The sequence below is a fragment of the Pseudomonas sp. Y3 TE3536 genome, from assembly GCF_053629175.1.
Genome location: NZ_JBRJHU010000001.1, coordinates 5,160,584 through 5,175,249, shown reverse-complemented (window position 1 = coordinate 5,175,249; position 14,666 = coordinate 5,160,584). Strand labels below are relative to the sequence as shown.

Sequence of the window (14,666 nt, the reverse complement as noted above, 5' to 3'; positions counted from 1 at the left end):
CTCATGACCCAGATCCTTGGTCACAATTACATCGGCGGCCAGCGCTCGGCGCAAGGCAATACGCTGCTCAAGAGCCTAGATGCCAGCACTGGCGAAGCGCTGCCCGGCGCATTCAGCCAAGCCACCGAAGCTGAAGTGGATGTGGCCGCAACGGCTGCTGCCGCGGCCTTCCCGGCCTACCGCAACCTGCCGGCCGAGCAACGTGCAGTGTTTCTGGAGGCGATTGCCGACGAACTCGATGCACTGGGTGACGCCTTCATCGCCACGGTATGCCGGGAAACGGCCCTGCCCGCCGGCCGAATCCAGGGGGAACGTGCCCGCACCAGCGGCCAGATGCGCCTGTTCGCCACGGTGCTGCGCCGGGGTGATTTTTACGGCGCCCGCATTGACCGCGCGCAGGCGCAGCGCCAGCCGCTGCCGCGCCCGGACATACGCCAGTACCGTATCGGGGTGGGCCCGGTTGCCGTGTTCGGGGCCAGCAACTTCCCGCTGGCGTTCTCGACCGCAGGCGGCGATACCGCATCGGCCCTGGCCGCCGGCTGCCCGGTGGTGTTCAAGGCGCACAGCGGCCACATGGCCACCGCTGAAGGTGTAGCGGATGCCATCTTGCGCGCTGCGACGCGCAGTGGCATGCCGGCGGGCGTCTTCAACATGGTCTACGGTGCGGGCGTCGGCGAGTGGCTGGTCAAGCACCCGGCCATCCAGGCCGTCGGTTTCACCGGCTCGCTCAAGGGCGGTAACGCGCTGATGCGCATGGCTGCGGAGCGGGCACAACCGATCCCGGTGTTTGCCGAGATGTCCAGCATCAACCCGGTGATCCTGCTGCCTGAAGCGCTGGCTCAGCGAGGCGCTGCACTGGCCCGCGAGCTCGCCGCGTCCGTGACCCTGGGCTGTGGCCAGTTCTGCACCAACCCAGGCTTGGTGCTGGGCATGCGCTCTGCTGCATTCAGCCATTTTGTCGAGCACCTGCAAGCACATATGGCCGAGCAAGGCGCCCAGACCATGCTCAACGCCGGCACCCTGGCCAGCTACCGCCAGGGCCTACAACACTTGCACGCGCACCCCGGCATCACCCACCTGGCCGGCGCCGAGCAAGGCGAGCGGCAGGCGCAGCCGCAACTGTACAAGGCCGATGTCAGCCTGCTGCTGAACGGCGACCCGCTGCTGCAGGAAGAAGTGTTCGGGCCCACGACCCTGGTCATTGAAGTTGAAGATCAGGCGCAACTCAGCGCCGCCGTGCAAGCCCTGCGCGGGCAACTGACCGCCACGGTCATTGGCGAAGCAGCAGAACTGACAGGCTTCAGCTGGTTGAGTGAATTGCTCCAGGAAAAGGTGGGCCGCGTGTTGTTCAACGGCTACCCCACCGGCGTCGAGGTGTGCGATGCGATGGTCCACGGCGGCCCATACCCTGCCACCTCGGACGCCCGCGGCACCTCGGTGGGGTCGCTGGCGATCGATCGCTTCCTGCGGCCAGTGTGCTTCCAGAACTACCCTGATGCGATGCTGCCCCCTGCGTTGCAGAACGCCAATCCACTGGGTATCTGGCGCTTGATTGATGGTGAGGGTAGCCGCTCAAGCTGCTAGAGGGCCTTGTGCCCCCGTCGAGCCGTCAGGCGCTCGACGGGGGGAAATTTTGAACTCCCCTCACCGCACCCTCTCCCACCTGAAGAGCCCCCGCGATTCTTCAGGACCCCGCCATGGCAAAGCCCCTGCAGGAATACCAGCGCAAGCGTGACTTCAATGCCTCGCCCGAGCCGAGTGGTAAACGTGGCCGGGGCCGGAAGCCTCATGCCCTGCAGTTCTGCATCCAGAAGCACGACGCCAGCCACCTGCACTACGACTTCCGCCTGGAACTCGACGGCACGCTCAAGAGCTGGGCCATCCCCAAGGGCCCGTCGCTGGACCCGAAGGTGCGGCGTTTGGCCGTGCACGTCGAAGATCACCCGCTGGACTACGCCGATTTCGAGGGCAATATCCCCGAAGGCCATTACGGCGCGGGCGATGTGATCGTCTGGGACCGTGGCATCTGGGAGCCTGAAGGTGATGCGCAGCAGGCCTACGCCAAGGGCAAGCTGCGCTTTCGCCTGCAAGGCGAGAAGCTCAACGGCGTCTGGAACCTGTTCCGCACCCACCTGGCGGGCAAGAAAGAGCAATGGATGCTGGTCAAGTCGCACGATGGCGAAGCCCGTAGCGAGGCCGATTACAGCATCGTCGAGGCCCAGCCCGACAGCGTGCTCAGCGAGCGCACCCTGGTCCCCAGGCGTAGCAAGCCTGCCGAAAAAGCGGCGCCGCGTACCCGCAAACGCAAGGCAGGCGCACAGAAGGCCCCGTTACCCGACACGTTGCAACCGCAACTGGCGACGCTGGTCGACTCGCCACCCGCCGGCGACTGGTTGTACGAGGTCAAGTTCGATGGCTACCGGATTCTCGCGCGCATCGACGGCGATGACGTGCGTCTTTTTACCCGCAATGGCCACGACTGGACCGCCAAGCTGCCCCATCAGCGAGATGCACTGCGCACGCTGGGCCTCGACTCGGCCTGGTTGGACGGCGAAATGGTGGTCAATGACGAACACGGTGTGGCCGACTTCCAGGCCCTGCAGAACGCGTTCGATGCCGAGGACGATCAGCACATTCTCTACTACTTATTCGACCTGCCCTTCCTGGGCGGCGAGGACCTACGCCAGTTACCGCTGCAAGCGCGGCGCAAAACCCTGCAGCAATTGCTTGAACAGGCCGACTCGCAGTGGCTGAGGTTTTCCGAAGGTTTCGATCAGCCGGTCGACTCCCTGCTCGACAGCGCCTGCCGCATGAACCTGGAAGGCCTGATCGGCAAACGCGCCGACAGCCCTTACACCGGGCGCCGCAGCGCCGACTGGGTCAAGCTCAAGTGCCAGCAACGCCAGGAGTTCGTGATTGTCGGCTACACCGACCCCAAGGGCAGCCGCAGCGCTTTTGGCGCCTTGCTGCTGGCCGTGCACGACGACAGCGGCGCGCTGCGCTATGCCGGCAAAGTCGGTACAGGGTTCAGTGCTGCCACCCTGGAAACCATTCATGCGCGACTCAAACCGTTGGAAACCCCCAAGCCGATGCTGAGCAAGCCGCCGACTGGCGCCGAAGCCCGGGGCGTGCACTGGCTCAAGCCGACGTTGCTGGCCGAAGTCGCCTACGCACAGATGACCCGAGACGGCGTGGTGCGCCATGCGGTGTTCCACGGCCTGCGTGATGACAAACCCGCGACCGCGATCGACCTGGAGCACGCCATGCCTGGCAAGTCCGTGGTTAAAACCAAGGCTCAGCACAAGCCCGAGGCGTTGGGCGAACTGCGCCTGACTCACCCTGACCGCGTCATCGACGCCACCCGCGCCACCACCAAACGCCAAGTCGCCGAATACTATGCGCAGGTGAGCCAATGGATCCTGCCCCAGCTTAAAAACCGCCCTGTGGCGCTGGTACGCGCGCCCGATGGCCTCGGTGGCGAGTTGTTCTTCCAGAAAAACGCTGGCCAACTGCACATCCCCAACGTGGTCAGCTACGACAAAAAACAGGCCGGCCAGGCTGCCATGGTCATCAACCGCGCCGATACCCTGCTGGGCGCGGTGCAGATGAACATGCTCGAACTGCACACCTGGAACGCCACCGACAAGGACTTCGACAAACCGGACCGCTTCGTGCTCGACCTGGACCCGGACCCGGCGCTGCCCTGGAAGGCCATGCTGGAGGCCACGCAGCTGACCTTGACCCTGCTCGACGAACTTGGCCTGAAGGTGTTTCTGAAGACCAGTGGTGGCAAGGGCATTCACATTGTCGTGCCGCTGACCCGAAAAGCGGGCTGGGACGAGGTGAAGGACTTCAGCCATGCGATCGTCGACTACCTGGCCAACCTGTTCCCCGATCGCCTCAGCGCCGTGTCGGGGCCGAAAAACCGGGTCGGGCGGATTTTCATCGACTATCTGCGCAATGGCAAAGGCGCCACCACCGCCTGTGCCTACTCCTTGCGTGCGCGGGAGGGCCTGCCGGTGTCCGTGCCGATCTGGCGTGAAGAGCTGGCCGGGCTCAAGGGTGCCAATCAATGGCACATCGGCAACCTGCACGAGCGCCTGGCCGAGGTGGACGACCCCTGGGCCGACATGGGCAAGACCCGTCAATCGATCACTGCGCGCATGCGCAAACAGCTAGGGCTGGGCTGATGAGCATCATTCAGGACTTTGATTTGAACACCCTCGACCGCCTGTTGCGCACCTTCACCGAAAGGCCGCAGGCGCTGAACCTCGATACCCAACTGCCAGCGCTGATGCAGGCGCTGCAGGCCGACCACCTTGACCTGCTGCCCCTGCCCGGCCAGGGCAACACGCTGCGCCGCTGGCAGAGCCTGGCCCGCATTGCTGGCTGTGACATGGCCTTGGCCAAGCTCTACGAAGGCCATACCGATGCCTTGGCGATCCTGGCCGAATGTGGCGCCGCGCACCATGCGCAGGATGGCATTTGGGGTGTATGGGCGGCGGAACCGCCAGATGCCCGCGCACGTATCGTCGAGCGCCAGGGCGAGCAGGTGCGGCTTTCGGGCCGCAAGGCGTGGTGCTCGGGCGCCTTGCAAATTGACCGCGCACTGATCACGGCATGGGGCGAAGACGACCAACCGCAGCTGGTGGCCATAGAGCTGTCCCACCCCAGCCAAGGCTTGCGTATCGAACAGTGGCAGGCGGTCGGCATGGCCATTACCGCGAGCGTCGAGGTCGAGTTCAACCATACGCCTGGTATCGCCATCGGCCGGCCCGGGCAGTACCTCTCCAGACCCGGCTTTTGGCACGGTGGCGGGGGTATCGCGGCGTGCTGGTACGGCGGCGCCGAGGCCCTGGCGGACTACCTGCGCGAACACTGTCGCAACCCGCGGCCAGACCCGCACGCCGACGCGCACTTGGGGGCTGTGGACGCCGCCTTGTGCGGAGCCAGGGCGGCGTTGCGCGAGTGTGCGGGCTGGATCGACCGCCAGCCGGGCGCAGACGCCTGTTTCGAAGTGCGGCGTACCCGCGCACAGGTCGAGCAGGCCGTCGAGCACGTGATCCATCACGTGGGGCGCGCCTTGGGCGCCTCGCCGTTTTGCCGCAGCAGCCACTTTGCCCGGTTGAGTGCCGACTTGCCGGTATTCCTGCGCCAGAGCCACGCCGAGCGTGACCTGGCCGCCCTCGGACAGCAGCTGGCTACCCTGCCGGCAGGAGCCTGGCAACTATGAATTTGATCGAGTCGAGTAGCGGTACCCCCTGGTCGGCCTGGCAGCACGCCGCGCACCTGGCCAGGGCCACCTGGATCGACCCAGAGCAACTGTGCCCGCCTGGCCGCCGGCTTGTACTGATCGCCCCGCACCCGGATGACGAAATTCTCATGGCGGGTGGTTTGCTGGCAGGCTTTCATGGGCGCGAGGACGACCTGGTGTTGGTCTCTGCTACCGATGGCGAAGGCAGCCACCCAGGCTCCAGCCACTGGACCGAGCACCGCTTGCGCAGGCAGCGGCCGCTGGAGAGCCGCCACGCCCTGCAACAGCTCGAACTTGACCTCAACCGGCTGGACTGGCGCAGGCTGCACCTGAAGGACGGCGCGCTGCCGCGGGACGAGGCCTTTCTAGTCAACCACCTGAGCCAGTTGCTCAAGCCTGACGACGTGCTGATGGCGACCTGGCGCAACGACGGCCACTGCGACCACGAGGCAGTGGGCAGGGCCGCCGCGCAAGCGGCAATGGCGCGCAAGGTGCAACTGGTGGAGGTGCCGGTCTGGGCCTGGCACTGGGCGCAACCTGATGACCCTCGCCTGCCCTGGCCACGGGCTCATCGCGTGCAGCTGGATGAAACCCGCCTGGCCCGCAAGCGCAAGGCCTTGGCCGCGCACACCAGCCAACTCGAGCCAGATGAAGGCCAACCGCCCGTGCTGCCAGCGAACTTGCAGGAGTGCCTGCTACAGCCTTTCGAATTGGTGTTCTTGTAAAGGGAGTTGTCATGAGCCTCGACGCACAGTATTTCGCCGACCTGTACGCCAGCAGCGAAGACCCTTGGGCCTTTCGCACCCGCTGGTACGAAAAGCGCAAACGCGAGCTGGTCATGGCCAGCCTGCCCCGCCAATGCTATGAGCGCGTGTTCGAGCCTGCGTGCGCCAATGGCGAGCTGAGTGCCTTGCTGGCCGAGCGGTGTGCAGACTTGTTGTGCCAGGACTTGAACCCAACTGCCGTAGGCCTCGCGCGGGAACGCTTGGCCGGGGTCAGCCACGCCTCGGTCGAACTCGGCAGGCTTCCGGGTGATTGGCCCGGTGGGCGCTTTGACCTGATCGTGCTGAGTGAGCTGGGTTACTACCTTGATCCCACCGATTGGTTGCAAGTGATCGAACAGTCAGCCGCCAGCCTCAGCGACGACGGCGGCCTGCTGGCCTGCCACTGGAAACACCCGATCGCGGGCTGCCCCCAGGACGGGCGTGAAGTGCATCGCATGCTGGGCAAGCATCTGCCGCTGTACCCCGTCTATCGCCATGAAGAAGCGGACTTTCTGCTCGAATACTGGTCCTGCCAGCCCAGCGTGGTCGACCTTGACGAGACCTGCCCATGATTGCCGTGGTCATACCCGCGCACAACGAAGCGCGCCGCCTGGGTCGTTGCCTCAAGTCCGTGCGGGCGGCTGCAGACCAGGCTGAGTTGGCGGGCTATCGGGTCGAAATACTGGTGGTGCTGGACCGCTGCAGCGATGGTAGTGCGGCGGTTGCCAGGCGGCACCAGGTGCAGACACTGGAAGTGCACGCAGGCAATGTTGGCATGGCGCGCAGTGCCGGCGCGGCACAGATGATCGAACAGGGCGCCAGCTGGCTGGCCTGTACCGATGCCGACAGCCAGGTGCCGCCGCATTGGTTGCTGTCGCAACTGGCGTGTGGTGCGGACGTGGTCTGTGGCACCGTGCATGTGGAGCGCTGGCAGCCCTGGCAGAAAGCCGCGTTGCGCCGGTTGTACCTGAGCCATTACCAGGCTCGAGAGGGGCACCGGCATATCCACGGCGCCAACCTTGGGGTCAGTGCGCAGGCGTATTTGCGTATCGGGGGGTTCCAGCCGTTGCCGGCGCATGAAGACGTACAACTGGTGCGCGACCTGGAGGCGCACGGTGCGCAGATCTCCTGGACGGCACGGCACAGCGTGGCGACCAGCAGCCGACGCGACAGCCGCGCGCGGGAAGGGTTTGGGGATTTTCTGGCAGGCCTTGAAGCAGCCCCCTCCTGAATCGCCGGCTTATGGAGATCCTTTTGTGGGAGCGGGCTTGCCCCGCGATGGAGTGCGAAGCGCTCCTGTACCCGATATCGACTAGCGTCAAAGTCGCCGCGAATTCAGGCTTTGCTACCGCGTTGCGGCAGATCGCGGGGCAAGCCCGCACAACGATGGATGACCATACTTTTCGTACAAAACTAGTGTGATGTTTCAGAAGTACCACTGAAAATTACTGGCCCAGTGCCCGAGCCGTACGGGCGACTGAGGCAAGGATGTTCTCAGCCTTTTAATGCCACCGAAATGGCTTCGGGTTTTGGTTGTAGGTTTCCATGTAGTACTCGATCGACGCCTCAAGATCCTTGACGCTAACGTGTGCCAGGCGCTTGATCCACTTCCCGCTCAGCATTGAGAAAAACCGCTCAACCAGATTCATCCATGACGCCGAAGTCGGCGTGAAGTGGATGTTGTAGCGCGCCTCGCCGCATTTTCGGTTTTGAGTGTTGCGTAGCTGTTCATGATCAGGTGAATCGGCATCTCAGCAGAGACTGATGCGTCGATTTCCCTCAGGAAAGCGAGGAATTCGGTGCATCGATGCTGGCGCTTCAGCCGGCCGATGACTTCACCGGTTGCCACACCCAGTGAGGCGAATTTCAGTTCAAAGCTTGGATCTGACTCTTCTCATCGACGCACAGCTCAAGCGCTCTCTCGGGCGGGTTTAAGTACAACCTAACGATGTCGTGCACCTTGTCGACAAACAGCGGATCAATAGCGTTGGCGCCAGCGTGACACGACATCCCCTCGTTGCCTGATTCGCCTCCGCATAGACAAGGATTATCTCGGCGCGCAGGCGTGCATCTTGGGCGCCCTTGCGGAGCTTTACCGACATAACAGCTCCGCTTTTTCGGTTTCAGAAAGGGTAATAACGGTTGCTGGTCGGCCCATGTCGATACACAACTCTTGATGAGTGAGCGTCTATAGAGCATAACCAACATCTTCAATGATACTTCTGAAACACCACACTAGATCGAAATCCCGCGCTTCGGCCTTGTGGGGTTGCTAGGCTTGGTTTCATCCACATATTTTGCCCATCTGATGAGCTTGTTAGAATCGCCCGGCTCGAGTTCTAAGTTGTTGTTGAACCCATGCTCAAGTACACTTTGCACACGCACCAGGACGCTGTCTTTTTGTATATGCGCTAAATATTCGCCTGAAGGATGCTGAGCTGTACGCTGAAACTCATCAAAACGGGTAGCTATTCCCTTATGTTTTGATAAAATAGCGCCTGATTCAGGGGGCATCCAAGGGCCCGAAATGGCTTCCATGCGTGAGTAGAATTTTACGTGGGCTTTTAGATGTGGGCTTGATTTTAATACTTCATCTGCGGATTTATATTGTATAAGCTTATGATGGTACTCCATACGCCCACCCTCAACCCCAGGTGTCGATTCCAATCTAAACGAAGATTTTTGCTTGACAGTAAAATAGTCACTTGGAATTAATTCCGAGTTGTCTTTTAACATACGCTTCGCCAGGTTTTGCAGCGTTGGCACCCTCCCTGTGGTATCCATATAGTTCACAGGATCTCCTAGGCAATACGCATAGCAATTTATCCCGCCGCGTAAAAATGGGCTAAAATCGTCGGGCGTTGTAAATCGCATGATAGTAGGCAAGTAAAGTCTTTTTCCTTTACCTAGATGATAGCCGTCACTCAACTTATCCCGCATTTCTCCATTAAACTTTAGCATGGACGATTCAGGCCGAGATCCGCCCCATCCATAGGGGGGGTAGCTTAATAAAAAAATCATATGTGGCTCCTGGTCGTAAGGTTTGAGCCTTCATTTTAACCACTCACCAACAATATGCGACTGGCAAATATATCAGGTGCGAGTCAGCGATGGTTCTGCGTGAAGATATTTTCCATTTTTAGCGGGCCGTGAGCGGGAGTTAGAATATGGCGGCGTAACTTTTCGCGTGCTTGTCGAAGCGCGTCACTATGGTTGTCAGGCCACCGCAACTGCGGCCTAGAGCGTGATCGGCAGGCTCGTCAGGTCCCCTTTTTTCCCGGCGCCAGCAGAGGCTCGGGTTGCGCGTACAGCGGTTGCAAGCGTTTAAGCATCAAAGGCTTTTTGTACAGAGCCTAGGCGAAAATCTGGGGCCGCTCCCACAGAGCTGCTAAATAGATGGAAGATCTGATCAAGAAACCTTGCGGGTCCGCTTGGCAGGCTTCTTCTTGCCAGTAGCCCCACCCTTGCCCCCCAAACTGCGCTTGAGCAACTCGGTAAGGTCGATGATGTCGGCACTTTTCTCCGCACTGCCGCCCTCGCCCTTCTCGACCACGCTGATCTTGCCTTTACTGGCCTTCTCTTCCACCAGGTCCATGATCGTCTGGCGGAACGCATCGTGGTATTCATCCGGCTGCCACGGCCCGCTCATGTCCTCCACCAGCCGCTTGGCCATGTCCAGTTCACGCTTGTCTACCTTGGTGTCGGTCACGCTCTTGTCCAGCTCCAGCGTCTCCAGCCCTCGCACTTCCTCTGGCCAGCGCAAGGTGATCATCACCAGTGCATCGTCGAGCGGGCGCAGCAGCGTCAGGTGCTGACGGGTATGCAACACCACCGTGGCCAAGGCCACCTTGCCGGTACTCGCCAGGGTTTCGCGCAGCAGCGCGTAAACCTTGCCGCCACGGCGGTCGGGGGCCAGGTAATACGGGGTATCAAAATGCTGAAGGGGGATTTCGCTGGCGTCGACGAACGAGAAAATATCTATGGTCTGGGTGGCTTCAGGCCGGGCTGTGCGGATCTCCTCCTCGCTGATCACCACATAGCGGCCTTTTTCATACTCCACACCTTTGACGATGTGCTCCTTGTCGATTTCCTTGCCTGTGACCTTGTTGACCCGCTTGTACCCGACCGGCTCCATGCTGCGTTTGTCGAGCCAGTCGAAATCCACCCGCTCGGTGCGCACAGCGGTATTGAGCGAGACAGGTATGTGCACCAGCCCAAAGCTGATCGCGCCTTTCCAGATTGCCCTAGCCATCGTTAATCACCTCCCGCCAGGCCCCGCGACTATCGGGGCTTCTACTGGAAGTGACTGCGGCGCGACGGGAAGGTTTAGTCAGGCTGCCCTGCGGCGGGCAGCGCCGTTGGATTAGCTGAACAGCACACGCTTGAAGGCTTCGGCGGCCAGATGCACCTGCACCGACCAGTCGTCTGCCGCGTCGCTGCCGGCATCGTCTGAAATGTACTTGAGGCAGACGAACGGAATGCCTTCGTCACGAGCGATCAGGGCCAGCACATAGGCTTCCATGTCGACGATGTCGTAAGGTGCCTCGCCGTGGCTGACCTCGAAACTGTCACCACTGCCGCAGGTGCCCAGGGCAAGCCCGGGGATTTCCTCGCCGTGTTCCAGCAGCACTGGGATGTCAGACAGCGGCGTCTCGTAGCGGGCGAAGCCCAATGGCGTGACGTCCATATCGCGCTGCACGAAACGGGTACAGCACACCACCTCGCCCTTGCCATAGCGCTGGCTGCCGGCAGAGCCCAGGTTGACGATCAACTTGGGCTTGCGCTGGGCAATGGCCTTGGTCAGGGCGATGGCGGCATTAACCTTGCCGATGCCGGTGAACACGGTGTTCACATCGGCAAACACAGTGCCCGCCTCTGCCTCGAGGGCGAAGACAAAAAGCGTGTCGGTCGGGGTGATCTGGGGAAATTGCTTGATCAGCATCATGGCGCAGGACGTTCCGAGTGGCTGCAAAGGGCGCGGCCATTTTCGGTCAACCCTGTCTAATTGCAACCCCAGCCGTTGGCAACGCTGCGTGTCCTTGCGTCACCACCTGCTCGACCACGGCCTGTAAAGCGTGTGCTGCGCTTTGCCCATCGGCGTGAGCGCGCTCCAGGCAGTGCAATTGCCGGTCCGCGCTGGTGCCCTCGCGCAGAATGCCGTGGGCATGCTGGAAGGCGCGTTCGGCGTCGACAGTATCGACCGGAAACTGGCCCTGCAACTGCCCAAGCCAGCCTTGCGCCGTGACCGGCTGCTGCGCATCGGCACCGATGAATTGGCCATGGCGCCCATAGCGCATGGCTCGCCAGTAGTTTTCCTGTGCGACCCAGCGCAGCTCGCGGTTGAAGGGGGTGCGTTCATGCCTTGGCTGCAGGTTGTGCTCGACCAAGTGGCGAAAGACGCCGGCAATGCTCAATGCGTCCTCAAGGCAAGGGCAACCATCGCAGATACGCAACTCGACTGTCGGAAAGCGCTGCGAAGGCCTGATCGCCCACCAGAAATCACCCTTTTCTGCCAGTGAGCCGGTCCTTTGCAGCAAGGCTCGGTAGCGCTCGTAGGCGGGCCAATCAGCTAATGGCTCTGGCAGCCCCATGTGCGGCCACTCGCCACAAATGACCCGCCGGTAGCTCATGTAGCCGGTCGCCTGGCCCAGCCATAAGGGTGACGATGTGCTGAGCACCAGTAGCAACGGCAACCAGGGCACCAGGCGATTGATCAGTTGCATGCGATCGCAGTCAGCCGGTACGCCTACGTGCACGTGCAACCCGTTGAGCAGGCTGCGCCGTGCCACATGCCGGTAGTCGTCGAACAGCTGGCGGTAGTGTGCCGAGGCTGCCGGCTTATGCCGTAACCAAGGTGCATTGGGGTGGCTGGCTGCGCCATACAGGCCCATACCCTGCGCCGCCAGTACGTCGGTCAGCCGCTGCCGCGCATGCACGAAGAATTCCCGAGCCTCGTACAGGTTCGAAAACACCGGCGAGGCGACTTCTATCTGGCTGCGGAACATCTCCTGCACAAAGTACGGCCCCACTGCCTCTCGGCAGTGCCTTGCCAGACTGCGCGCCGGCATCGCTGGGACTTTGCCGGTGGCAAGGTCCACCAACAAATACTCCTCTTCGATGCCGAACGTACAAGGCCGCGGCATAGGCCTTCAGCCGTTGCGAGTGACAGTGAGCGCTACGGCGGCAATGCGCTCCACCTGTTCATAGCCGGGCTCGGCCAGTTGTTCGCCGAACACATCGGGGTCCATTTCCCGGTAGACCCAAGACCACTCCGGGCCCGCCAGGCGTAAACGAACAGCTTCAAGCAAGGCATCGCGGCCTTCGACGATCGCAACACCGGTGTAGAGCAACAAGGTCCCCCGCGCACTCAAGCGCTCCAGCGCCTGCTCGACGATACGCAGCGACAGCGCTTCACCCAGCGCCCCACCGCCGTGGCGGTAGGTGCGCGCACTGAGGTCGAGCATGTAGGGGGGATTGGCGACAATCAGGTCGAAAGGCCCGGTTATGCCATCGAGCAGGTCACTGGCGGCCACCGACACGTTGTTGATACCCGCCAATGCGGCATTGATGGCGGTATAGCGTAGCGCAAGCGGATTGATGTCCACCGCGCTGACCTGCGCATGCTGGGCGGCGCGCGCGATGATCAAGGCGCCCACGCCGGTACCGCAACCGATGTCGACCGCATGCTCCACCCGAGACAAGCGGTGTTGCAGGTGATCGTGGATGACCTGGGCAAAGCGGTAACTGTCGGGGCCGAAGAAAACTGCGTCACTGGCGTGGGTCGGGTAAGCCGAATGGACCAGCAGTAGGTCGTCCAGGCTTGACCAGCGCACCGTGCTGGCCATCAGCTCGCCGCATCGCGTCAGCACCTGCGCGCGCTCCAGCTGGTGTAGTAGGTCAGCAGGCATCAGCGAAGGCGCGAAGGGGCGGCTCCAGCCGAACACGTCGCGCACGTTCGTCGCCTGCCTGGCGGCATCGCGGGCATTGTTGCGGGCATGGGTGGCTGGGCTGACGCAGGTAAAGCGGTAGCCTTCGGCACGCAGGCGCTTGCCTAATTGCAGCAAGGCCTCGTCTGCCTGGCCTTGAGACGAGTCGAGCACCATCAATGGCATCCCTCTTGAATCAGGCCGGTTGCGCGGACGAAGGCTTGAGTAGCCTGCAAACCTTCCGGCAACGCGTGACGGTTACCGGACATCCGCTCCATAAGGGTAGCAAGCGCTTCTGGGGCAATGCTGGCGTTCGGTACTTCGCTCAAAGCTGAAGGTGTGTCCCAACTGCCAGGCACGACGCGGCGGGTTGTGGCCTGCCAGTCGTCGGCGATCCAGTCATGCCACAATTGTTTTTCGTACGCCGTGAACACCCCGAACATGGCCGCCGTTGGCCCTTCGATCAGCTTCCACCAGCGACTGTTCGCCGGGTCCTCGCCGCGGCGAATCCAGCCCTGGGCCTGCAGGGCACTGACAAAGGCCGGGATGGCCCCAGGCTCGGCTAGCCATTGATTAATGGTGCGTTGCTGCAAGCGGCAATGATCGGAGTGCATGAACTGACCATACTGGCGCTTGCACTCCAAAGCCGCAAACAGCTGCGCTTGGAGGTCAAACTGGCTGACCAGGGTGGCAGCCGAGATGCCCAGGTCGTTCAGGCGGTAACCCCGCCGCACCCGCTGATAGAACGCCTGTGGGTCTTCTGCGGGGCACAGTTGGTGCAACGCCTGGATAGACAACTGCGCGTGACCACTGGCAGCGTTGTCGATGGTCACGTGCAACTGGAAGTAGTGGCCATCGATACCCAGCTCCGCCAGCTCGTAGGTGGTGATCAGCAAATGCAGCGGCGGTTGTTCGTAGCCAAGGTTGTAGCCCAGCACTTCGGGCAGAAATTCGTCGCAGTTCTGCCCCAAGGCCAGTTGCACGGCACCTTGCAGATAACGGTCGTGATCCAGTGGCGGCAGTTCCAGGCAGCCGAGGCGGCTGAGCAGCCGTTGGTAGATCAACACATGGTTACAGCGTGGGTCGCCATTGCCCAGCTCTTCCAGGTAGGTGCGGATCAGCCCGTGGTAACGCGGGTCTTGCCAATGCTGCAGCGTGCCGTGCAACCAGGCCCCGTCCACGGCCTTGGTCGGCGCAATTTGCTGGAGGAACCACAACGCATGGGCGCGGTTGCTGAAAAACTGGCGTGGCCCACCTTGATGGCGCTGCTGGAGGTATTCGGCATAGGCCTTGGCCACCTCAGCGGCATGCTGCGCGCTCCAGGCAGGCAGCTGTGAAGGGTTGGCCGGCAGGTCGTCGGAGGACTGCTCGACGCGGGCGATCTGTTCATTAAGCCACGCCGCGCTGGTGGCGTCGTGGCCTTGCAATAGGGTCTGGTACCGGTGCTGCAGGCTATGGCTTGCGGTCATAGACCTTTCATGAGTAACGGTCTTGCAGGTCATCACCGTCATGCCGTGCGCCTCTGAATGCAGTGCCAGGTCGCCCTGGCACTGCGGATCCCTCGGTTACAAACGACGGTTACGAACGACCGCCTTTGCGGCTGGTGTCGTGAGGCATGTTGCCCCCCGAAGACTGGCCGCCTTTACGCCCGGCTTCGGACGCTTTTTCACGGTCGTTGGCGAAGTTGCCTGGGTTCTTGCTGCCGCCTTGGCTGCCTTCCTT

At 62.0% G+C, this 14,666-nt stretch carries 12 protein-coding genes and 3 pseudogenes; 6 read left to right on the top strand and 9 right to left on the bottom strand.

Annotated elements, in window-relative coordinates:
• The first annotated feature begins 3 nt into the window (after window positions 1-3).
• From AB7M33_RS23195 to AB7M33_RS23170, 6 genes are all read left to right on the top strand, one after another.
• The gene (locus AB7M33_RS23195) at window positions 4-1,584 is read left to right on the top strand and encodes an aldehyde dehydrogenase (NADP(+)) (RefSeq protein ID WP_454243721.1); all 1,581 of its coding nucleotides are present in this window, start codon (window positions 4-6) and stop codon (window positions 1,582-1,584) included.
• Window positions 1,585-1,697: 113 nt separating this feature from the next.
• On the top strand, window positions 1,698-4,190 hold the full coding sequence (ligD, locus tag AB7M33_RS23190) for a DNA ligase D (RefSeq protein ID WP_454243720.1): 2,493 nt from the start codon (window positions 1,698-1,700) through the stop codon (window positions 4,188-4,190).
• A complete protein-coding gene (locus tag AB7M33_RS23185; protein ID WP_027593210.1) occupies window positions 4,190-5,233 on the top strand; it encodes an acyl-CoA dehydrogenase family protein in 1,044 nt (347 codons plus the stop codon). Before ligD ends, AB7M33_RS23185 begins: the two co-directional genes overlap by 1 nt.
• Window positions 5,230-5,979, top strand: a complete 750-nt coding sequence (locus AB7M33_RS23180) for a PIG-L deacetylase family protein (RefSeq protein WP_099429363.1) — start codon at window positions 5,230-5,232, stop codon at window positions 5,977-5,979. Before AB7M33_RS23185 ends, AB7M33_RS23180 begins: the two co-directional genes overlap by 4 nt.
• An 11-nt stretch (window positions 5,980-5,990) precedes the next feature.
• Entirely contained in the window at window positions 5,991-6,590 is a 600-nt protein-coding gene (locus tag AB7M33_RS23175) for a class I SAM-dependent methyltransferase (RefSeq protein WP_085272833.1), read from the top strand.
• On the top strand, window positions 6,587-7,249 hold the full coding sequence (locus tag AB7M33_RS23170) for a glycosyltransferase (RefSeq protein ID WP_454243719.1): 663 nt from the start codon (window positions 6,587-6,589) through the stop codon (window positions 7,247-7,249). Before AB7M33_RS23175 ends, AB7M33_RS23170 begins: the two co-directional genes overlap by 4 nt.
• A gap of 271 nt (window positions 7,250-7,520) precedes the next feature.
• On the opposite strand, the pseudogene AB7M33_RS23165 reads toward AB7M33_RS23170, so the two are convergent.
• The 9 genes and pseudogenes from AB7M33_RS23165 to AB7M33_RS23125 form a co-directional block, all read right to left on the bottom strand.
• A pseudogene (locus tag AB7M33_RS23165) lies at window positions 7,521-7,998 on the bottom strand (transposase); the annotation flags it as partial.
• A 255-nt stretch (window positions 7,999-8,253) separates the two neighbouring features.
• Window positions 8,254-9,039 carry an RHS repeat-associated core domain-containing protein gene (locus AB7M33_RS23160; RefSeq protein ID WP_454243718.1) on the bottom strand — a complete coding sequence of 262 codons (786 nt, stop codon included), beginning with the start codon at window positions 9,037-9,039 and terminating at the stop codon, window positions 8,254-8,256.
• Window positions 9,040-9,229: 190 nt separating this feature from the next.
• Window positions 9,230-9,336 (bottom strand): annotated as a pseudogene (locus AB7M33_RS23155) (IS5/IS1182 family transposase); the annotation flags it as partial.
• 91 nt (window positions 9,337-9,427) lie between these two features.
• Window positions 9,428-10,270, bottom strand: a complete 843-nt coding sequence (gene ku / locus AB7M33_RS23150; RefSeq protein WP_454243717.1) for a non-homologous end joining protein Ku — start codon at window positions 10,268-10,270, stop codon at window positions 9,428-9,430.
• Window positions 10,271-10,381: 111 nt separating this feature from the next.
• Window positions 10,382-10,963, bottom strand: a complete 582-nt coding sequence (locus AB7M33_RS23145; RefSeq protein ID WP_027593205.1) for a phosphorylase family protein — start codon at window positions 10,961-10,963, stop codon at window positions 10,382-10,384.
• A gap of 46 nt (window positions 10,964-11,009) precedes the next feature.
• Window positions 11,010-12,161 (bottom strand): carboxylate-amine ligase, encoded by a 1,152-nt coding sequence (locus AB7M33_RS23140; protein ID WP_454243716.1) that lies wholly within the window; start codon window positions 12,159-12,161, stop codon window positions 11,010-11,012.
• A gap of 6 nt (window positions 12,162-12,167) precedes the next feature.
• Window positions 12,168-13,121 carry a methyltransferase gene (locus AB7M33_RS23135; protein ID WP_454243715.1) on the bottom strand — a complete coding sequence of 318 codons (954 nt, stop codon included), beginning with the start codon at window positions 13,119-13,121 and terminating at the stop codon, window positions 12,168-12,170.
• Window positions 13,121-14,455: an iron-containing redox enzyme family protein gene (locus tag AB7M33_RS23130; protein WP_454243714.1), complete on the bottom strand. Its 1,335-nt coding sequence runs from the start codon at window positions 14,453-14,455 to the stop codon at window positions 13,121-13,123. The genes AB7M33_RS23135 and AB7M33_RS23130 overlap by 1 nt, the downstream gene beginning before the upstream one ends.
• A 67-nt stretch (window positions 14,456-14,522) precedes the next feature.
• Window positions 14,523-14,642: pseudogene (locus tag AB7M33_RS23125) on the bottom strand (general stress protein); the annotation flags it as partial.
• Window positions 14,643-14,666: the final 24 nt, after the last annotated feature.

Excerpts from the sequence above, each read along its gene's own strand:
- AB7M33_RS23195 (WP_454243721.1), top strand. The coding sequence starts at position 4 with ATGACCCAGATCCTTGGTCACAATTACATCGGCGGCCAGCGCTCGGCG.
- ligD (WP_454243720.1), top strand. The coding sequence starts at position 1,698 with ATGGCAAAGCCCCTGCAGGAATACCAGCGCAAGCGTGACTTCAATGCC.
- AB7M33_RS23185 (WP_027593210.1), top strand. The coding sequence starts at position 4,190 with ATGAGCATCATTCAGGACTTTGATTTGAACACCCTCGACCGCCTGTTG.
- AB7M33_RS23180 (WP_099429363.1), top strand. The coding sequence starts at position 5,230 with ATGAATTTGATCGAGTCGAGTAGCGGTACCCCCTGGTCGGCCTGGCAG.
- AB7M33_RS23175 (WP_085272833.1), top strand. The coding sequence starts at position 5,991 with ATGAGCCTCGACGCACAGTATTTCGCCGACCTGTACGCCAGCAGCGAA.
- AB7M33_RS23170 (WP_454243719.1), top strand. The coding sequence starts at position 6,587 with ATGATTGCCGTGGTCATACCCGCGCACAACGAAGCGCGCCGCCTGGGT.
- AB7M33_RS23160 (WP_454243718.1), bottom strand. The coding sequence starts at position 9,039 with ATGATTTTTTTATTAAGCTACCCCCCCTATGGATGGGGCGGATCTCGG.
- ku (WP_454243717.1), bottom strand. The coding sequence starts at position 10,270 with ATGGCTAGGGCAATCTGGAAAGGCGCGATCAGCTTTGGGCTGGTGCAC.
- AB7M33_RS23145 (WP_027593205.1), bottom strand. The coding sequence starts at position 10,963 with ATGATGCTGATCAAGCAATTTCCCCAGATCACCCCGACCGACACGCTT.
- AB7M33_RS23140 (WP_454243716.1), bottom strand. The coding sequence starts at position 12,161 with ATGCCGCGGCCTTGTACGTTCGGCATCGAAGAGGAGTATTTGTTGGTG.
- AB7M33_RS23135 (WP_454243715.1), bottom strand. The coding sequence starts at position 13,121 with ATGGTGCTCGACTCGTCTCAAGGCCAGGCAGACGAGGCCTTGCTGCAA.
- AB7M33_RS23130 (WP_454243714.1), bottom strand. The coding sequence starts at position 14,455 with ATGACGGTGATGACCTGCAAGACCGTTACTCATGAAAGGTCTATGACC.